A 17,689-nucleotide genomic window follows, 5' to 3' on the forward strand; every position below is an offset into this window, starting at 1 on the left:
CATCCGCCATTTCCGGCCGCCTGTTTCTGGCAGGGCGCGAGGCCGTTTGTCCCTGCCTGCCTCTTGTGCCGTCCGGAATGGCCCCGCACAGGAATCCTTCCATGGCCACCACCGCACTTCAGTCCAGGGCGCCGCTCTATTGGCTGGCGCTCGGGTCCTTCGCCGTCGGGACTGAGAGCTTCATGATCGCGGCGATCCTGCCGGACATCGCCGCCGACCTGTCGGTCAGCGAACAGGCGGCGGGACAGTTGGTGTCCGTATTCGCGCTGACCTATGCCGCCAGTTCGCCGGTGCTGACCGCCCTGACCGGGGCGGTCAGCCGGCGCCTTCTGCTGATCGCCACCATGCTGGCCTTCGTCGCCGCCAACATCGTGGCGGCGGTCGCCGGCAGCTATGGCGGGCTGATGGCGGCGCGCATCCTGCTCGCCATGGCCGCAGGGCTGTTCGTGCCCAATGCCAACGCGCTTGCCGGCGTGCTGGTGCCGCCGTCCGAGCGGGGCCGCGCCCTGTCCATCGTGACCAGCGGGCTCAGCCTCGCCATCGTGTTCGGCGTGCCGTTGGGCGCCATCGTCGGCCACACGCTGGGCTGGCGCATGACCTTCGGCGGCGTCGCCGTTCTGTCGGTCGCGGCGGCGGCCGGGCTGCTGCTCGGGCTGCCGCGCGCCATCGGGTCTTCCGCCCCTGTGGCCGGGCTGCGCGAGCGGCTGACGGCGCTCGGAAATCCGGCGGTGCGCCGGCCGCTGGCCGTCACCACCCTGTGGGCGATGGGGCCCTTCTCCGTCTATCCCTACATCGCCTCCTACCTTCACCAAGTAACCGGGTTGGAGGGGGCGGCGGTCGGCATCGCCCTGTTCGCCTGGGGCCTGTCGGCCTTCGTCGGCCTCGCCGTCGGCGGCCGGTTGGCCGACCGGCTGGGCGGCGCCCGCATCGTGGCGCTGACCCTGCCGCCGGTCTCGCTGGCACTGGCGAGCCTGTCGCTGACGGCGGAGCTGCTGCCGCCGGCCCTGGCGCTGCTTCCCGCCTTCGCCGGAATCATGGTGTGGGGCTTCGCCGCCTGGGCCTTCTATCCCGGCCAGCAGGCCCGGCTGATCGGCATCACCGGACCGCAACATGCGCCGATCATCCTGTCGGTCAATGCCTCCTTCCATTATTTCGGCTTCTCGCTGGGAGCCGCGCTGGGGTCGCTGGTGCTGAGCGTCGGCAGCGTGCGCGAACTGGGCTGGGTCGGCGCGCTCTGCGTCGCGCTGGCCTGCCTGCTGGAGTTCGCCCCGGCCAAGGCGCCGCGGGTGGCAGAATTCCCGGCCGAATGAGGCACACGCAATGGAAAGGGCCGCCGAACGGAGGTTCGGCGGCCCTTTCCTGTTTCGTATCCGATTAGACCGGGATCGGGTTCTCGGCGATATAGCTGTTGAAGCCCATCACCAGAGCATGTTCGTTCGGACCGGCGTTGTTGCGCATCGGGCGGGCACTCTCGACGATGGCCTCCTCCGCGTCCGTGGCCAGTGCCGCCATGGTCTGTTCGATGAAGGCGTCCAGCGGCATGGCGCGCGGATCGTCGCCCTTCTTGATCAGGTCGGTGTTGACCCAGGGCGGCGCGATTTCCTGCACGGTGACGCTGGTGTTGCGCAGCATGAAGCGTTGGGACAGCGTGTAGCTGTGCAGCGCCGCCTTGCTGGCCGAGTAGACCGCCGTGTTGGCCAGCGGCGTGTAGGCGAGCACCGAGGTGTTGTTGACGATCACCGACCGCGGCTGCGCCTTCAGATGCTCGATCAGGGCCGAGGTCATGCGGATGGGACCGAGCAGGTTGGTGGTGATGATCGACTGCGCCTGCGCATCGTCGATCGGGCCGGAGGCGTCGTCGAAGGGCATGATGCCGGCGTTGTTGATCAGGACGTTCAGCGTCGGGTTCTCGGCGATGAGGCGCTCGGCCGCGGCCTGGATGCTGACCGGATCGGCGATGTCCAGTTCGACGGACTTCATCCCCGGGTTGGCGGCGGTCACCTGCTCCAGCAGGGCCTTGCGCCGGCCGGCGATGATGACCTGATTGCCCAGCTTGTGGAACGCCTCGGCCAGCCCGCGGCCGATGCCGGAGGTGGAGCCGGTGATGAAGATGGTGTTGCCGGTGAGCTGCATGGCCTGGTGTCCGTCCTTGTTTGGAATAGAGGGTCTGCAATCGGGCAAGCGGGGGCATCGGGGAAATGAAGTATTCCCCAAGGAAACGCCGTGTCCGATGATGTGAAAACCTACCGCACCCGAAGTGTCGGCGGAGCCATATCTAGGTATTAATGAGTGCGGCGAATGTCCGGCCCCCGACCGGCGTTCATTCCAGCGCTGACGCCCGGCCGCTTTCCACGGACCGGCGGATCACCTGCGGCGGCTGTCCATAGGCGCGCAGGAAGGCGCGGCGCATGCGCTCGCGGTCGGCGAAGCCGGTTTCCCGGGCGACGACGTCCATCGAATGGCGCCCCTCCTCCATCATCACGCGCGCCGCCTCCAGCCGCAGATGCTCCACCGCCTTGGCCGGCGTCTGGCCGGTTTCCTGGCGAAACAGGCGGCTGAACTGGCGCGGGCTGAGGTTGGCCACCTCCGCCAGTTCCTCCACCGACAGCTCGTTCCTCAGATTCTCCTTGGCATGGACCAGCGCCCGCCGCACGCGGTCGGACCGCGGCTCCAGATCCAGCAGGGCGGAGAATTGCGACTGTCCACCGGGCCGGCGCAGATAGACCACAAGCTTGCGCGCCACCGCCTTGGCGACCTCGGCGCCGAAATCGTCCTCGACCAGCGCCATGGCGAGATCGAGGCCGGCGGTCATCCCGGCCGACGTCCAGACATTGCCGTCGACGCTGAAGATGCGGTCCTCCTCCACCTTCACGGCGGGATAGAGCCGTTGAAGGGTGCGGGCATGGTTCCAGTGGGTGGTGGCGCGGCGTCCGTCGAGAAGTCCGGCCTCGGCCAGCACATAGGCTCCGGTGCAGATGCCGGCGACCCGGCGCGACTCCCCCGCCGCCTCGCGCAGATAGGCCAGAAAGCCGGGGGTGGAGGGCTTGACCCGCAGCGAGCCGATGGTGACGGTCGTATCGAAGAATCCGTCACCGAATGGCCGGGTCTCCACGGAAAAGCCCAGGGAATTGCGCACCGGCCCACCCTGTTCCGACAGGACATGAACCTGATAGGCCGGCCGGCCGAGCACGAGGTTCGCCATCTCGAAGGCCGAGAGCGCAGCCAGCCCCATCACCTGGAAATCGTCGAACACCAGGAAACCGATGGTGAGCATGTCCCGCCCCGCCTTGTCAGCCTTGTCTTGCCCGCAAGCCGCAAGCCCGTGGATGCGGCGGCGGGACTGAGACTATGCCGCAGTCGTCTTGTCTGGAATGTCAAAGACACCACGATTCCGGACATCGCAGCCGGACGCCATGTCCGGATTCGCTCTCTCCCAGCGGTGGCCGCTGATTGCCCGGATGGCCCGCTCAGGGCTCACGGCTTGGTCAGGCTGGTGCGTGCCGCCTCCAGGATCTCGTCCGACAACGCTGGATCATCGACGGCACGGGCGAGGATGAGGGCACCGACCATCCCCGACAGGGTGACGAGCGCCGCCTTGCGCTTCGCCTCCTCCGAGCGGCCCGGCACCAGCCGCTGCAGCATGTCGATGAAGGGGCGCAATCCGCGGGTGAAGGCACTGCGCGCCACGCCGCCCTGCCGGGCCACATCGACGCCAAGCGCCGCGATGGGGCAGCCGGCGGCACTGTGGTCGCGGTGACGCGGCGACAGATAGCTTTCGAGCATCGCCGCCAGCCCGTCATCGCCCTTTGTCCCCGGCGCCTCGGCCCAGCGCCGTGCCGTGACCTCCATCGCGCTGGCGCAGGCCTCCGCAGCCAAATCCTCCTTGGATGCGAACTGCCCATAGAAGCCGCCATGGGTCAGTCCGGCCTCCTTCATCAGGTCGGCGACGCCGATGCCGTTGAAACCGCGTTCGCGGAACAGCGCGCTCGCCACCTCCACGACCCGGCGCCGGTTCTCCGCCGCCTGTTCCTTGCTCACCCGCATGATGCACCTTCCGTGGCCGGAGCCCGGCCCGTGTCTCCCACGAAAATCTCTCCGGGCTCCATTGACAAATTATATGACGATCATCATCAATTATGCAAACATGATGTCCATCATTTAAATGTCCCACCCACGGGGCGAGACCGATCCGGAGACCGCGACCATGCAGAACGACCTCAGCCGATCCATTTCCATCCAGGACCCCGTCGTCATCGTGTCCGCCGTTCGCACGCCGCTCGGGCGGTTCCAGGGGGACTTGGCGGCGCTGCCCGCAACCGCACTCGGCGCCCGCGCCATTGCGGCGGCGGTGGAACGCGCGGGCCTGCCGCCCGCCGGCATCGACGAGGTGCTGATGGGCTGCGTGCTGCCCGCCGGACAGGGGCAAGCGCCGGCCCGGCAAGCGGCCCGCGGCGCGGGATTGCCCGATGCGGCGGGCGCCACGACGATCAACAAGGTGTGCGGGTCGGGTATGAAGGCCACCATGCTGGCCCATGACCTGATCCGTGCCGGATCGGCCGACATCGTGGTGGCCGGCGGCATGGAGTCGATGACCAACGCCCCCTATCTGCTGACGAAGGCGCGCGGCGGCTACCGCATCGGCCACGACCGGCTGCTGGACCACATGATGCTGGACGGGCTGGAGGACGCCTATGAGGGCGGCCGCGCCATGGGTGATTTCGGCGAGGCGACGGCCGATGCCTACGGATTCACCCGCGCCGAACAGGACGCCTATGCGGCCGAGACGCTGACCCGCGCCCGCAACGCGGTGGAGAGCGGCGCCTTCGCTGCCGAGATCGTGCCGGTCGCCGTCCCGGCCAAGGGCGGGGAGCGGGTGGTCGGACAGGATGAGAACCCGCTGAAGGTCTCCCCCGACAAGATTCCGTCACTGAAGCCTGCCTTCCGCCGCGATGGAACGATCACCGCAGCTAGTTCGTCCGCCAATGCCGACGGTGCCGCCGCGCTGGTGCTGACCCGGCGGTCGGTTGCCGAAGCGGCCGGCCTGCCGATCCTGGCGGAAATCCGCGGCCATGCCACCCACAGCCAGGATCCGGCCTGGTTCACCACCGCCCCCATCCCGGCGATCTCCAAGCTGCTGGACAAGGTCGGCTGGTCGGTGGCCGATGTCGACCTGTTCGAGATCAACGAAGCCTTCGCCGTCGTCGCCATGGCGGCCCGGCGTGACCTGGGCATCGCCCCCGACCGCCTGAACGTCAATGGCGGCGCGTGCGCGCTCGGCCATCCGATCGGTGCCACCGGGGCGCGGCTGATCGTGACCCTGCTGCACGCGCTGGCCGTGCGCGGGTTGACCCGGGGTGTCGCGTCGCTGTGCATCGGCGGCGGAGAAGCCACGGCCATCGCCATCGAAAGGGTCGGATGAGGCTCCCGGAACGGCATCCCAAAGACGGGCGCATCCTTCTATATCGCGCCCGCACCGGGACGTAGCGTGGCCCCACCGACCGCCCCCTGCGGCAGCGGGACCGGAACTCTCAGGAGACACGACCATGATGCTCAACTGGAACGAATACCGTCAGCAGGTCCTCGCCGGCGTCGGCGAGATCGCCAAGCTCAGCCCCGACACGGTGAAGGGCTATGCCGGACTCAGCACCGCCGGCCAGAAAAAGGACCTGCTGGGCGCCAAGGTACGGGAACTGATCGCGCTGGCGGTCGCCGTCAGCATCCGCTGCGACGGCTGTATCGCCGTCCATACCGAAGCGGCGATCAAGCACGGCGCCACCCAGGAGGAGATTGCAGAGGCGCTGGGCGTCGCCGTCGCGTTGAACGCCGGGGCGGCGCTGGTCTATTCCACCCGCGTGATGGACGCCTACGCCGCGCACGACTGAACCGAAGGCGGCGGAGACGGACCACCGGGCCGCCGCCCTCCCTCCGCCGGGCTTCTCGTGACGCCGAACTCCGTCACTGTTCTTCAGCGTCCCCGTCGATCCGATACTTGTGCCGCCACAACCGGGGCGCCTCACCGGCGATGCGGCGGAAGATGCGCGAGAAATGCGACTGGTCCGAAAATCCGCAGTCGAGCGCGATCTGCGACAAGGGCGTGGCCGTGGTTTCCAACAGGTCCTTCGCCCGTTCCACCCGCCGGCGCACGATGTAGGCATGCGGCGGGCAGCCGAAGCTGTCCTTGAAGGCCTGACAGAAATAGCCGCAGCTGAGCTTGGCCGCCGCCGCCAGATCCCGATTGCGGATGGAACTGGCGAGATGGGCGTCGATATGGGCGGTAACCCGCCGCATCTGCCAAGCCGCCAGTCCGGACTTCGCCAATCCGGCCTTCGCCAGTCCGGTCTCCTGGCCGGCATCGTCCGACGCGTCACGGTCAGGACGATGCTCGCCGCCGGCACGCTGCAACCGGGCGAGAGCCAGCGACAGACAATGCTCCACCGACTGCCGATCCGGCGCCAGCATGTCGTTCGCCACCCGCAACAGCCAATCGGCCGCAGCCGTAAGCCTGTCTCCGTCATCCCCCGCCTGGCCGACGGACGCCGGGGCTGCCAACGCCGGAAGACGGCGCAAGGTCTCGGAAGCAGCCATATCCATGTCGATCTCCTGCTCAGGTCACCTTGACGGCGACAGTGCCGGAGGCCCGGGTGTGCGGGAACCCATACTCAGGTATCGATGGCCGGAGGGATGGAGACCGGAGGAACCGTTGCGCCCTTCACGTGCCACCCCCGCGATTCAGCCTCTGCGCCATAGCGTCGAGAAACAGCCTTACGCGCGTCGGCAACTGCCGCTGAGACGGGAAGAGTGCGCAGACGGGCGCCGGGTCGCCATGCCAGCCCGGCAACACCCGCAACAGACGGCCCGCCGCAAGATCGTCCTCGACATCGATCCGCGACTTAAAGATCAGACCGCAGCCGGCAAGTGCCCAATCCTGGGCAACGTCGCCGTTGTCGCTCCGCAGGCGCGACGCGGTCTCCACCTCGATGACAGCGCCGCCGGGCCCCAGCAGGCGCCAACGCCCGCCGGTGCCGCGATACTGAATGCAGTCGTGGCTCTCCAGTTCCTGCGGCGAGGCGGGATAGCCGCGGCGTTCAAGATAGCACCGAGCGCCGACCAAGACACGGTGGTTGTCCGCCAGCCTGCGCATGACGAGCGTCGAATCCTTGGGCGCCCCGATCCGCACCACCACGTCCATGCCTTCGTCGATCAGGTCGACCATGCGATCGGTCAAACAAAGATCGACGGATACCCCGCGATAAGTCTCGACAAGCTCGCGGCAGACGGGACCGACATGCATGCGCCCCAGCGCCGCCGGCGCTCCCACCCGTAGCATGCCCTGCGGCTCCACTCGGCCATGACTCAGCGCCTCCTCCGCTTCGGCGATCTCGGCAAGGATGCGCTGGGCGTGCTCGTAAAGCCGCTGCCCCTCCTCCGTCAGGGCGAGGCGCCGGGTGCTGCGGGCAACCAGTCGCGTGTCGGTCCGCCGCTCCAGCGATGCCAGACGCTTGCTGACGACGCTGAGCGCCAGATTCATCTCCCTTCCGGCGGCGGACAGGCTGCCCGCGGCGACGATGCGGACGAAGGTGCGTAGCTCGGCAATGTCATCAAGCATGCGCGCTGCATTCTTTCCGAATGGTGGAGGGTGTGTCGATCAGGTCCAGGATACTGCGTGGTTATGCGAAGGCCTAGATTTCTCTCCAGAGGATGGGCGGGCCGGCAACGCATCTCTTCCTATCCAAATCCACCAAGACCAAATCCCTACAAGGAATGCACCATGTTCGAGACCTTGAAGAACACGCGCGTGCTGGTGATCGGCGGCAGTTCCGGCATCGGTCTGGCGACTGCGACGGTCGCCGCGCGGGTTGGCGCTTCGGTAACCATCGCCTCACGGTCGCGTGACAAGTTGGACGCGGCGGTGGCCAGGATTGGCGGCGATGCGCGCGCCGCCGTGCTGGACACCCGCGGCTTGCAGGCCGTCGAGAGCTTTTTCAGTGACGAGCCGGTTTGGGACCACGTCGTCGTCTCCGCAGCGCAAACCCCCGGCGGCCCGGTGCGGGGCCTTGCCGTCGCCGACGCCCGGACCGCCATGGACAGCAAATTCTGGGGCGCCTATCACGTCGCCCATGCCGCCAAAATTCGCGAGGCTGGGTCACTGACCTTCGTGTCGGGATTCCTCAGCGTCCGGCCGTCCGCCACCTCCGTCCTGCAGGGCGCGATCAATGCGGCGCTGGAGGCGCTGGCCCGCGGGCTGGCGCTGGAACTCGCCCCGGTGCGGGTCAACGCCGTGTCGCCCGGTCTGATCGAAACACCGCTGTGGTCGGGACTGTCCGAAGAGAAACGGGAAGCGATGTTCGCCAGCGCGGCCCAGCGCCTGCCATCCCGCCGGATTGGACAGCCCGAGGACATTGCGAATGCCGTGCTCTTCCTCGCCACCACGCCCTTCGCGACCGGTTCCACCGTGCGCGTGGATGGCGGCGGCGCCATTGCTTGACCAGCCTTGCCCGCCCATTGCACCTCATGTTCTGGAGATCACGATGACCGCTGCGATCCACCATTTCGCCCGCGCCGCTCTGTTCGCGGCGGCCCTGGGCTCCATCCCCGCCGGTGCCGCCCTGGCTGCGGACGGCCTCACGATCCGTGATCTGGTCATGTCGGCGCCGCAGCCCGATGCCCGCAGCGATGCGACCGTCAGGGCGGTGCGCGCCTTCTATGATTTCTGGAACAACGGAGACGAGGCTTATCTGAAGCAGGCGATTTCCGACCGCTTCACCGACCATACCCTGCCCGCCGGACGGCCACAGGGTCCGGAAGGACCGGCCTTCGCCTCCCGCGCATTCCGCATTGCCGTGCCGGATTTGGGCGTCACCGTGGAAAAGATGATTGTGGCCGGCGATTACGTCACCGTCCACATGACCTTCACCGGCCATTTCAGTGGCAGGTTTGGCGACACGGCCGGCAAGGGACAACCAATCCATTTCATCGCTACCGACCTGCTGAAGGTCGTGGATGGCCGGATCACCGACAACTGGCACATCGAGGACAATCTAACTCTGTTCCAGCAGATGGGGCTGGCGAATGCCGCCCCGTGACTCGCTTCCCGGGACAGAAGGGTGTCTACAGCCGATCCAGAAGTGCCGCGGCCTCCCGGAGATCGGGGGTATCGTGCCCCTCGGCGAAGGTGCCGTAGATGGATGAAAGGGTCGACGCGGCATCCTGTTGACGTCTTGTCCCCATGGACCGCTTGGCCATGCTCATCGCCGTCCGCAGGCTCCAGGACCGGGCCCCTTGCTGGCCGGCGATCTCCATCGATTGCCGCAGCAACCTCTCCACCGTCTCCGGTTCGTCGGCGTTTTCCGATTTCAGGCGGAGCAGTTCGGCCGTCGCCCAATTGGTCGCGCCGTCGATCGCTTCATCCAGGATGGCTGGCGGGATCAGACGCGGAGCCACGGTTGCGAGCATCCGGATGCGTTTGTTCCGGTACACCTCGGCGAATCGCGAAGACCGGCGGAGCGCTGCGAGTTGGTCATCCTGCCCCTGCCGCGCCTCCAGCGCCAGCTGATAACACAGCCCATAGGTGCGCCAGACGAACAAGGAGCTTTCGTTGGTCTTTTCGACCAGCAGGTTGGCGTAGTGCGCCGTAAGGTCGTAGTCCCCGCACCAGAAGGCCACCGGGCAGGCACCGAGCGACAAGGCGAAGCACAGGGAGAGCACATGGCCCGACGCCAGCGCTTGCTCCACCGCTTCATGCATGGCCTCCCGCGCCCGGTCCGGATGGCCCTGAATCCAGGATATGCGCGCCATATGGGTGTGGGAGACGATCCGCTGTTCGAACTGGTAGCCCCGCAGGCTCGATCCGGTGGTCGGGGCCGGGGCACTCAGGCACCGTTCGGCGAAGCCGCGCGCACGGTTGAACTCGCCCACCGTGAGGAGGCCGAGCGCCATCATGCGCTGATGCATGGACTCCGCGCCGGGATCGGTGGGCGTTCCCAGGAGTTCCCCGAAGCGCTCCGCCGCCTCCAGCGCTTCATGGTCCTTCTCGAGGGCCAGATGGTAGAGCCACAGCCCCCAAAGGGCGCGGCGCTGGTATCCGACATTGCCGAGCTGCTGCGAAAGCTCAAGTCCACGCAGGAGCACGGCCTGGACCTCCGGCGCCGGGCCGAGCGAGTTCCAGAGTGCCGGGCCCAGATGCGCCGTGATCGACATTTCGGACTGCAGGTCCGGTTCCGGTTGTCGCCGGACCGACTGCAGCACCGTCTCGGCGCGCCGGCGGAATTCATCGGTCAGCGACAGCTGGAACCACATCGGGGCCGACGCGACAGTCAGGTCGACGGCGGTCGCCAAATCCCCGGCAGGCGACAGGGACCATTCCAGCGCGCTGCGGACATCGTCCACCCGGGTCCCGTACACGATGTTCCAGGCCATGGTGTTCGTCGACTGCGACCCGGCCAGCATCCGGCACAGATGCCGCGCCAGATTGCGGCAGACCACGTCAGCCTCGCCGCATTCCTGGAGCCGTTCCGCCGCATATTGGCGCGTGGTTTCGAGCAGGCGGAACTGCACGCTCTGCTGCCGGTGCTCGACGGACAGCAGTGACTTCTTCGACAGCTCCGATATGCCCTCGACGACGTCCTCCTCCGAAATTGCGCCGAAGGCGGCGACACCGACAGCAAGGTCGCCGGTGAAAGACCCGCGGATGACGGAAAGCCGGCGCAGGACAATGCGTTCGCGCTCGTCCAGCAGGCGGTGGCTCCACTCCAGCGTGGCCCGAAGGGTCTGGTGACGGGGCAGCGCGGTGCGGCGGCCGCCGCGCAGAATGTCGAAGGCCCGGTCCAGGCTTGCAGCCAGACCATGGATGCCCAGCAGGGGGACCCGGGCCGCCGCCAGTTCCAGCGCTAGCGGAACACCGTCAAGGTGGCGACACAGTTCCGCGGCGACCGGCGCGTCCGCATCCGACAGGCGGAACATGCTGTCGCCGGACGACACCCGTTCGACGAACAGCTCCACCGCCGGGTAGGTCAGCGCCTGCTCGGCGCTCAACATGTGTTCCCGCCCCGGCGGAACGGACAAGGGCGGCAGGCGGTAAACCCACTCGCCCTGCGCGCGCAGGATCTCGCGGCTGGTCACCAGGATGTCGATGTCGAGAGCCGTCGCCAGGATTCCCTCGACGACGATGGCGACCTCTTCGATCAGATGCTCGCAGTTGTCGAGGATCAGCAGGGCATCCAACTCCTTGACCGCCCCGAGGAACCCATCCAGGGCACCTTTGCCGCCACCGGTCAGATTCATCACCTGCGCGATGGTGGCGCAGACCAGCGTCGGGTCCGACAGGGTGCTCAAATCCACAAAATGGATGCCGTCCCGGTGGCTGCTCGCCGAAACCTGCGCCACTTCGATGGCAACGCTCGTCTTCCCGATCCCACCCACGCCGGTGATGGTGACGAAGCTCTTCTCCGCCAACTTCCGCACGATGTCGTCGATCGTCCCGTCGCGCCCGATCAGCCGGTCGATGTTGCGGGGCAAGAGGGTCGAAAGGTCCGCAGTCGGTGCGGACGGCTGCAAGACGGCGCCCTCCGCGGCCTCCTGCGGGAAGGGCGTCCGGATGGTCCCGACGAACCGGTAGCCCTGTGCCGGGATGTTCTCGATGTAGTCCGTGCCGAGGTCGTTCTTGCCCAGCAGCTTCCGTAGGGAGCCGATGTGAACGCGGATGTTCGCCTCCTCGACGAACAAGCCCGGCCAGACGCGGGCCATGATGTCGCGGTTGCTGACGACCGCACCGGCCTGTTCCAGGAGCAGGGCGAGGATGGCCAGTGGCCGGCTTCCCACCTTGACGGCAACACCGTTCTTCAACAGCCCGCGCATCGGGGAAAAGCGGAAGGGTCCGAAGCCGACCTCGTTCTGCTCCATGGCGGGTCCTGTCACGGACGGCGGCTGGGAACCGACGGAACGGTGGGAAACAGACGTATCAGCCAAAGGTCGCGCCCACCGCTCCGCCAACAGCAAAGCGGTGACTCAACCTCCGGCGCGGCTCCGTCCTCATCAGGTCATCGAAGGCAAAAGAAAGCGTCATTTCCCAACGCTAAGCATACGTAAGACCTCATCATCATACGTATGCTTTACCGTAGGTCAACGCATCATAACGTGGCATGGGGCGGCGCAGCAGGACGCTTGAGCACCGGCCATCAACGACCATCGGTGCCATCCTCCACCATGCCGGCTTCGACCCCGATGGCGTCGGCCCAGCGGCTTCTCACCAGTTCCACCGCGCGCCGTCGGGTGAAGTCACCGGATACGATGATCGCGGAGGGAAAGGCTGCCCGAATCCGGGCGGCGGCGCTGCGATCCTCATAGGGCAGATGGCCGAGCGGAGCCCCATCCGCGGCGGAGCGGACAAGGTGTACGAAGGGAAGCTCCTGCCCGGCCAACGTCGTCAGAAGCATGGTGAACAGCGTGACGGGGTCCGAATCCGACATGCCGCGGAATTGGCCGAACGGCGACAGGCGGACACCGACCCGCTCCGCCGTCCAGACGCCGGTTACCGCATCGATAAGCTCGCAGAGGAAGTTCAACCGGTTCTGGATGGAGCCGCCATACCGGTCCGTCCGCCGGTTCGTTCCGTCCTGAAGGAACTGGTCGGGAAGCGAGCCGTCGGCCGCGTCGAGTTCCACGCCATCGAACCCGAGGTGCTTGGCCCGCTCCGCCGCGCGGCGGAAATCCGCGATGACCTCGTCGATGCCGGTGCCTGGCAGGGTGGCGGCCCTGAGAGGGGCATCTCCCGGGTGGCACAACCGAGCCACCACCTTGGCTTTCCTTGCATGGGCCAGGCTGATCGTCGCAGCCCAGGAATCAGCCGTCCCGGGCGTGTCGAACCCATCCGGCACGGAGGCCGACGCCGCCGTTGCGGAAACCGCGACCGGAGGCGTTAAGACCAGCCCACCGGGCGAGACATGCCGGACGCAGGCGCCGCAATCGGCCGCCAAGCGTCGCTCGCCGATCCGCCTGTGATCGATCGCCGCCGCTATGACGACGCGATGGGCGAGATCGAGCGCACCGATGTTGATAGGGAGAAACAGCTTTTCCATTCCGGTACCTTCCACCGGATCAAATCCGCATCGCAGCGCGGTCTGACGCTGGAGCTTCAATCACGCCGAACATAGGCCGAATGATTTCCACCATGCCAAGCTCAGCCATGCCGGACCCGGACCTGCCTGTCGCTTTGCACCGTCCTCAACCCTGGGGCCGAGCGGAAGGCGGAGACCGGAGCGGCATTGGCGCGCTTGGAAGGCGGCGGCGGGGCAGACGTCGCGCGCACGGACGCCACCAGCTCGACGATGCGGTGAGCCATGTCGTCGGCGCGGTCCATCTCGGCCTCGATCAGCCGGGACATCTTCTCCGCGTCGGGGCAGGCAGCCCCATTGCGCTCCATCCAGCGCCGCCGGGCGTCCGACGCCAACCGGATGGAGGTGACGGCGTTGACGAGGGTCCTGACGTAGGAGACGTAGCTGTTGATCTCCAACTCGCCGAATGCGTGCGGCTGCATCGCGAAGGCTTCGGCCTCGGACCAAGTCTGGTGCGGCGACATCGAAGGCGCACCGGCGTCTTGGGCGGAAAGGAGAGCCATGGCCCCTGCTCCTGTCTGAGTTGTTCTGGGGAGAGTGTGGCCGGGCGGCGGCCCGTAAGCGAGTAAAGCGTTGTAAAGGCTACTGCCCCTTTACGCGCATCGGCGCCATGGCCCCCATGATTCCGAAGGAGCTTGGCAATCAGGCCGAAGCTCCGCAATATCCTTTTGCATGCAAGCGCCAACGGACTCCCAACAGAGATACGGCAGGCGAGTTGCCTTTGATTTGATTGATGGAATCGACGATGACTGTGAATCGACGGACTGTGCTGGCTGCCTCTGCGGCGGGCACGTTCCTGGCCTCGGTAAGGCCGCTGGGTGCGCAGGCCCAGGACGCCCTGTCAATCGTGCTGCCCAACCAGTTCATCCTGGCCTTCATCGATGTCCTGTTCACGCAGGCTGCCGGATATTTTGAACGGGAAGGGCTGCGGGTCGGCATCGAAGAAGGCCGCGGTTCCTCCATGGCATTGCAGCAGGTCATGGGCGGAAACGCAACGATCGCCCGCATCGGGGCCGTCGATCACATCCGGGCGAGCGGGCAGCCGGCGGGCCGTGATCTCGTCGCCATCGGCACCGTACAGCAGTCCTCTCCCTGGTTCGTGGTGAGCCTGCAGGACAAGCCGGTAGCCGGGCCGCAGGATATGGCGAACCGGACGGTCGGCATTCAGTCGGTCAGCGGCACCACGGAAACGCTGCTCGACATCATGCTGACCGCCCGCGGCGTGGATCGCGCCAGCGTCCAGCGGGTGGTCGTGGGCAACTCGCCGGCTGGGGTCGATCTGATCCGCCAGGGACGGATCGACGCCTATCTGGTGACCGCCAGCATCGCGGTCGCGTTGCGGAAGAGCGGCCAGTCCGTTCACCTATGGAACACGGACACGGTCGCCCCGACGCCGGGCTTCTGCTACTCCGGCAAACGCGACGTGATCGAGCGGTATCAGCCGTTGATCCAGCGCTACCTTCGCGCCGTCCGCACAGCACTGCTCGACCTGATCGACGGCAAGGTCGCCATCGCCGATGCACTGAAGGCCATGGAACGCTACGACATGGCCGAAGCCCGGAATCCGGAGCTTGCCGCCGCCATTTACAAGGAGAACATCGCCTTCCTGCTGGCGGACGGGCGGGAGAACCTTCTGCGCAACGTGCCGAAACGCTGGCAGAGCGCCTACGACCTCATGGTTTCCTGCGGGTTCGCACCGGCCAACCTGAAGCAGGAGGATCTTTACACCAACCGGTTCATCGACGCGCTGTGACCGGGATCGGCGGCAGCAGCGGGCGGCCGGCCCTGATCGCCTTGACGGAGATCGGCAAGACCTTCGATATCGGCGACGGAACGGCGACGGCGCTCCTGCCCAGCAGCCTGTCGATCGCCGACGGCGAGTTCGTCGTGTTTCTCGGGCCGTCGGGCTGCGGCAAGACCACCCTGCTGCGCATGATCAGCGGGCTGCTGGAGCCGACCTTCGGAACCATCGCCATTGCCGAAAGCCCCCTGTGGGACAAGGGCCACTGCCGGAAGGACCTCCGGTCCCGACTGGGACTCGTTTTCCAGGAATCGTCCCTGTTCCCCTGGCTGACGGTGGAGGAGAATGTGCGGCTGCCGCTGGATTTGCGTGGGCGGCTGCCGCGCGCGGATCGGCTGTCAGCCGCACGGGCGATGCTGGCGCTGGTGGGGGCGGCCGACATCGGCACCCGCATGCCTCACGAGATTTCCGGCGGCATGCGCCAACGGGTGGCCATTGCGCGGGCGCTGTCCTACGATCCAGATGTGCTGCTGATGGACGAGCCCTTCGCGGCACTCGACGCGATTTCCCGCGAGGCCCTGAACATGGAGCTTCAGTCGCTCTGGCTCGCGACCCGCAAGACCATTGTCCTGGTAACGCATTCAATGGTGGAGGCGGCCTTTCTGGCCGACCGGATCGTCCTGTTCTCACCGGGACCCGGGCGCATCGACAGTGTGATCGACGTGCCTTTTCCAAGGCCGCGCACCCGCGATCTCACCTATTCGCCGGAATTCCAGCGGATGGTGCGCGACCTGCACGAACGACTGGCCGAACTGATGGGGCAGCCATGAAGAAGGTCCGGTTGCGCGATGCGGTCTGGCTGCCGTGGCTGGTCACACCGTGCCTGCTGGCGGCTGGGCTGCTGGCCTGGCACGGAGTCGTCACCGCCTGGGGCGTCTCCCCCTTCATCCTGCCCGCCCCGCTGCCGGTGCTGGAGGAGTGGGTGGCGCTGATACTCAGCGGGCGGGCCTGGAGCCACACGGCCATGACCTTCGCCGGCTCCGTGGCCGGCTTCCTCCTGGCGACCGCCTTGGGTGTGGCCGCGGGCATCCTGCTCTCGCTGTCGCCGACGCTGGAGCGCCTGTCGAAACCCTTCATCGTCGCCTTCCAGGTCCTTCCGAAGGTGGCGCTGATCCCGCTGTTCGTGGTGTGGATGGGGTTCGGCCTGGGCCCGAAGATTCTCACCTCCGCCATCCTGCCCTTCTACCCGATCATGATGAACACGCTGCTCGGCATCCGGTCGGTACCGGAAGGATTGCACGACGTGATGGCCTCCTTCGACGCCAGCCGCTTCCAGCTGCTCCGTCGCCTGGAGCTTCCCTATGCCCTGCCCTTCATCGCAACCGGCCTGGAGGTGGGCATCGTCCTGGCCCTCGTCGGCACCGTCGTGGCGGAATTCATATCCGGTAGCTACGGGCTGGGATACCTCTTGGTCAGCCGGATCAATTCCTACGAAACGGCGCAGATGTTCGCCATCGTCCTGCAGCTCTGTTTGCTGGGGCTCGTGCTCTATGCCGGGGTGGCGGGGCTCCGCCGGTTGCTGGTGCCGCGCCTCACCCCGTCTCGTCCTTGAATGGGGTTGCAACCTCATCCCTTGGGGCCTCTGTCCGTTTCGATGGAGCCGCCAGCAGGCGGAGGATGGTCAATCCGCTCAGCAGAGCCATAGCGGCGGCGCTGATGTCTATCGCGGTGTTCAGTCCGAAGAGGGTCGCGATGCGACCCAGCGCCACCGACAAAACGCCGATGGACAGGTAGGCGGCGAGATAGACCGCCGACAGCGCGCCGCCGCGCTGCCCCTCGGGAACCGACATGTTGATCAATCCCAGCCCGCCGACGAACAGCAGCGAATACCCAGCCCCCACGGAGGCCGATGCAGCCAGGAAAAGGGTTAGGCTCTGCCAAGCGACGGCACCGGTGAGAAAGGCCGCCCCGATGGCCGAGGCGACGGCTCCACCGGCCATGGCGGTCCGCGCGCCCAGTCCACGCGCAGACAGGCTGACGGCACCCATCGCGATGGCGAGTAGCGACAACGCGGCACCATTGACCAGCGCATTGGGGGAATTGACCAGGTCATGGGCGACCTGCGCGCCGAGCGACATCACCACGCCGGCCTGAGCATAGGCAGCACTCACGGCCAGCGCGGCGGTGATGAAGGTGCCCCGATACGCGGGGTCTACCCGCGGCAGCCGAAATTTCCACCGGCCGACCGGCCAACTGGGTTTCCGGACGGGCAGGAACCAGCACGCCACGAACAGCGGGACGAGCAACCCCGCCAGCACCCAGAAGGTGAGATGCGCCGGCCAAGGCGCATACTGCACCAGCCCGCCGCCGACGATCAGGGCCGCCGCCATGCCCGACGCCTGCGCGGCCGCGGTGATCGAACCCGCCCGCTTCGCCTGCCCCGCCCCGGCGAAGGCGGCCACGGCCGCCGTGGACGGACCGGCGGACAATCCCACGCCGACACCCATCAGGATCCGCCCGACGAACAGCGTCGGAACGTCCGCGGCCAGGGCAAACAGCAGGACACCGGCGATGGAGGCGCCCAGCCCGGCAAGCATCGCCGCGCGATGACCGATACGGTCGGACAGTGTCCCGAAGGCGATCAGGACGGTCACGACCACGATGGAATAGATCGCGAAGAGTGCGGCGGTGACCGTCGTCGTCAGATGCCATTGCGCTGCGTAGAGCGGGTAGGTCATGGATGGTGCGGCACTGGTCCAAAGCGTGTGGGCCACCACGGCCGCACTGGTCCAGAAGCCCGCCTTGTTTCCGAGCCGATGTTGCATGACGGGCTCCTGGA

Annotated in this window: 17 protein-coding genes; 8 read left to right on the plus strand and 9 right to left on the minus strand. The window is 67.0% G+C overall.

Going from position 1 to position 17,689, the window contains the following annotated elements; translation table 11 throughout:
- Positions 1–101 precede the first annotated feature (101 nt).
- On the plus strand, positions 102–1,310 hold the full coding sequence (locus tag H1Q64_RS17170) for an MFS transporter (RefSeq protein WP_237906335.1): 1,209 nt from the start codon (positions 102–104) through the stop codon (positions 1,308–1,310).
- 64 nt (positions 1,311–1,374) lie between these two features.
- Here the strand turns inward: H1Q64_RS17170 and H1Q64_RS17175 are convergent, their stop codons facing one another.
- The 3 genes from H1Q64_RS17175 to H1Q64_RS17185 form a co-directional block, all read right to left on the minus strand.
- Positions 1,375–2,133 carry an SDR family oxidoreductase gene (locus H1Q64_RS17175; RefSeq protein WP_237906336.1) on the minus strand — a complete coding sequence of 253 codons (759 nt, stop codon included), beginning with the start codon at positions 2,131–2,133 and terminating at the stop codon, positions 1,375–1,377.
- Positions 2,134–2,320: 187 nt separating this feature from the next.
- Entirely contained in the window at positions 2,321–3,274 is a 954-nt protein-coding gene (locus H1Q64_RS17180; protein WP_237906337.1) for a GlxA family transcriptional regulator, read from the minus strand.
- 200 nt (positions 3,275–3,474) lie between these two features.
- Positions 3,475–4,044, minus strand: coding sequence for a TetR/AcrR family transcriptional regulator (locus H1Q64_RS17185; protein ID WP_237906338.1), 570 nt, complete (start codon positions 4,042–4,044; stop codon positions 3,475–3,477).
- A 184-nt stretch (positions 4,045–4,228) separates the two neighbouring features.
- Between H1Q64_RS17185 and H1Q64_RS17190 the strand changes: the two genes are divergently transcribed.
- Both H1Q64_RS17190 and H1Q64_RS17195 read left to right on the plus strand, forming a co-directional pair.
- Positions 4,229–5,419 (plus strand): acetyl-CoA C-acyltransferase, encoded by a 1,191-nt coding sequence (locus H1Q64_RS17190; protein WP_330874575.1) that lies wholly within the window; start codon positions 4,229–4,231, stop codon positions 5,417–5,419.
- A 127-nt stretch (positions 5,420–5,546) separates the two neighbouring features.
- Positions 5,547–5,882, plus strand: coding sequence for a carboxymuconolactone decarboxylase family protein (locus H1Q64_RS17195; protein WP_237906522.1), 336 nt, complete (start codon positions 5,547–5,549; stop codon positions 5,880–5,882).
- A 73-nt stretch (positions 5,883–5,955) separates the two neighbouring features.
- On the opposite strand, the gene H1Q64_RS17200 is transcribed toward H1Q64_RS17195, so the two are convergent.
- Positions 5,956–6,591, minus strand: a complete 636-nt coding sequence (locus tag H1Q64_RS17200) for a helix-turn-helix transcriptional regulator (RefSeq protein WP_237906339.1) — start codon at positions 6,589–6,591, stop codon at positions 5,956–5,958.
- A 118-nt stretch (positions 6,592–6,709) separates the two neighbouring features.
- Positions 6,710–7,606, minus strand: a complete 897-nt coding sequence (locus H1Q64_RS17205) for a LysR family transcriptional regulator (RefSeq protein ID WP_237906340.1) — start codon at positions 7,604–7,606, stop codon at positions 6,710–6,712.
- 162 nt (positions 7,607–7,768) lie between these two features.
- Here H1Q64_RS17205 and H1Q64_RS17210 point away from each other — a divergent pair, with 162 nt between their 5' ends.
- Together H1Q64_RS17210 and H1Q64_RS17215 are read left to right on the plus strand one after the other, a co-directional pair.
- On the plus strand, positions 7,769–8,485 hold the full coding sequence (locus H1Q64_RS17210; RefSeq protein ID WP_237906341.1) for an SDR family oxidoreductase: 717 nt from the start codon (positions 7,769–7,771) through the stop codon (positions 8,483–8,485).
- 43 nt (positions 8,486–8,528) lie between these two features.
- Complete coding sequence (locus H1Q64_RS17215; RefSeq protein ID WP_237906342.1) at positions 8,529–9,083, plus strand: ester cyclase; 555 nt, start codon at positions 8,529–8,531, stop codon at positions 9,081–9,083.
- 25 nt (positions 9,084–9,108) lie between these two features.
- Here the strand turns inward: H1Q64_RS17215 and H1Q64_RS17220 are convergent, their stop codons facing one another.
- The 3 genes from H1Q64_RS17220 to H1Q64_RS17230 form a co-directional block, all read right to left on the minus strand.
- Entirely contained in the window at positions 9,109–11,898 is a 2,790-nt protein-coding gene (locus H1Q64_RS17220) for an ATP-binding protein (RefSeq protein ID WP_237906343.1), read from the minus strand.
- A 275-nt stretch (positions 11,899–12,173) separates the two neighbouring features.
- Entirely contained in the window at positions 12,174–13,073 is a 900-nt protein-coding gene (locus H1Q64_RS17225) for a hypothetical protein (RefSeq protein ID WP_237906344.1), read from the minus strand.
- A gap of 101 nt (positions 13,074–13,174) precedes the next feature.
- Positions 13,175–13,612: a hypothetical protein gene (locus H1Q64_RS17230; protein ID WP_237906345.1), complete on the minus strand. Its 438-nt coding sequence runs from the start codon at positions 13,610–13,612 to the stop codon at positions 13,175–13,177.
- Positions 13,613–13,854: 242 nt separating this feature from the next.
- Here H1Q64_RS17230 and H1Q64_RS17235 point away from each other — a divergent pair, with 242 nt between their 5' ends.
- Genes H1Q64_RS17235 through H1Q64_RS17245 form a run of 3 tightly spaced genes read left to right on the plus strand, consistent with a single transcriptional unit; the run spans position 13,855 to position 16,462 of the window.
- Positions 13,855–14,862: an ABC transporter substrate-binding protein gene (locus tag H1Q64_RS17235; protein ID WP_237906346.1), complete on the plus strand. Its 1,008-nt coding sequence runs from the start codon at positions 13,855–13,857 to the stop codon at positions 14,860–14,862.
- Positions 14,859–15,680: an ABC transporter ATP-binding protein gene (locus tag H1Q64_RS17240; protein WP_237906347.1), complete on the plus strand. Its 822-nt coding sequence runs from the start codon at positions 14,859–14,861 to the stop codon at positions 15,678–15,680. Before H1Q64_RS17235 ends, H1Q64_RS17240 begins: the two co-directional genes overlap by 4 nt.
- Positions 15,677–16,462, plus strand: coding sequence for an ABC transporter permease (locus H1Q64_RS17245; protein ID WP_237906348.1), 786 nt, complete (start codon positions 15,677–15,679; stop codon positions 16,460–16,462). Before H1Q64_RS17240 ends, H1Q64_RS17245 begins: the two co-directional genes overlap by 4 nt.
- Here H1Q64_RS17245 and H1Q64_RS17250 read toward each other — a convergent pair.
- Positions 16,443–17,675: an MFS transporter gene (locus H1Q64_RS17250; RefSeq protein ID WP_237906349.1), complete on the minus strand. Its 1,233-nt coding sequence runs from the start codon at positions 17,673–17,675 to the stop codon at positions 16,443–16,445. The two genes, H1Q64_RS17245 and H1Q64_RS17250, sit on opposite strands and share 20 nt — an antisense overlap.
- Between the last annotated feature and the right edge of the window lie 14 nt (positions 17,676–17,689).

The organism is Azospirillum brasilense (genome assembly GCF_022023855.1).
Classification (GTDB): Bacteria; Pseudomonadota; Alphaproteobacteria; order Azospirillales; family Azospirillaceae; genus Azospirillum; species Azospirillum brasilense_F.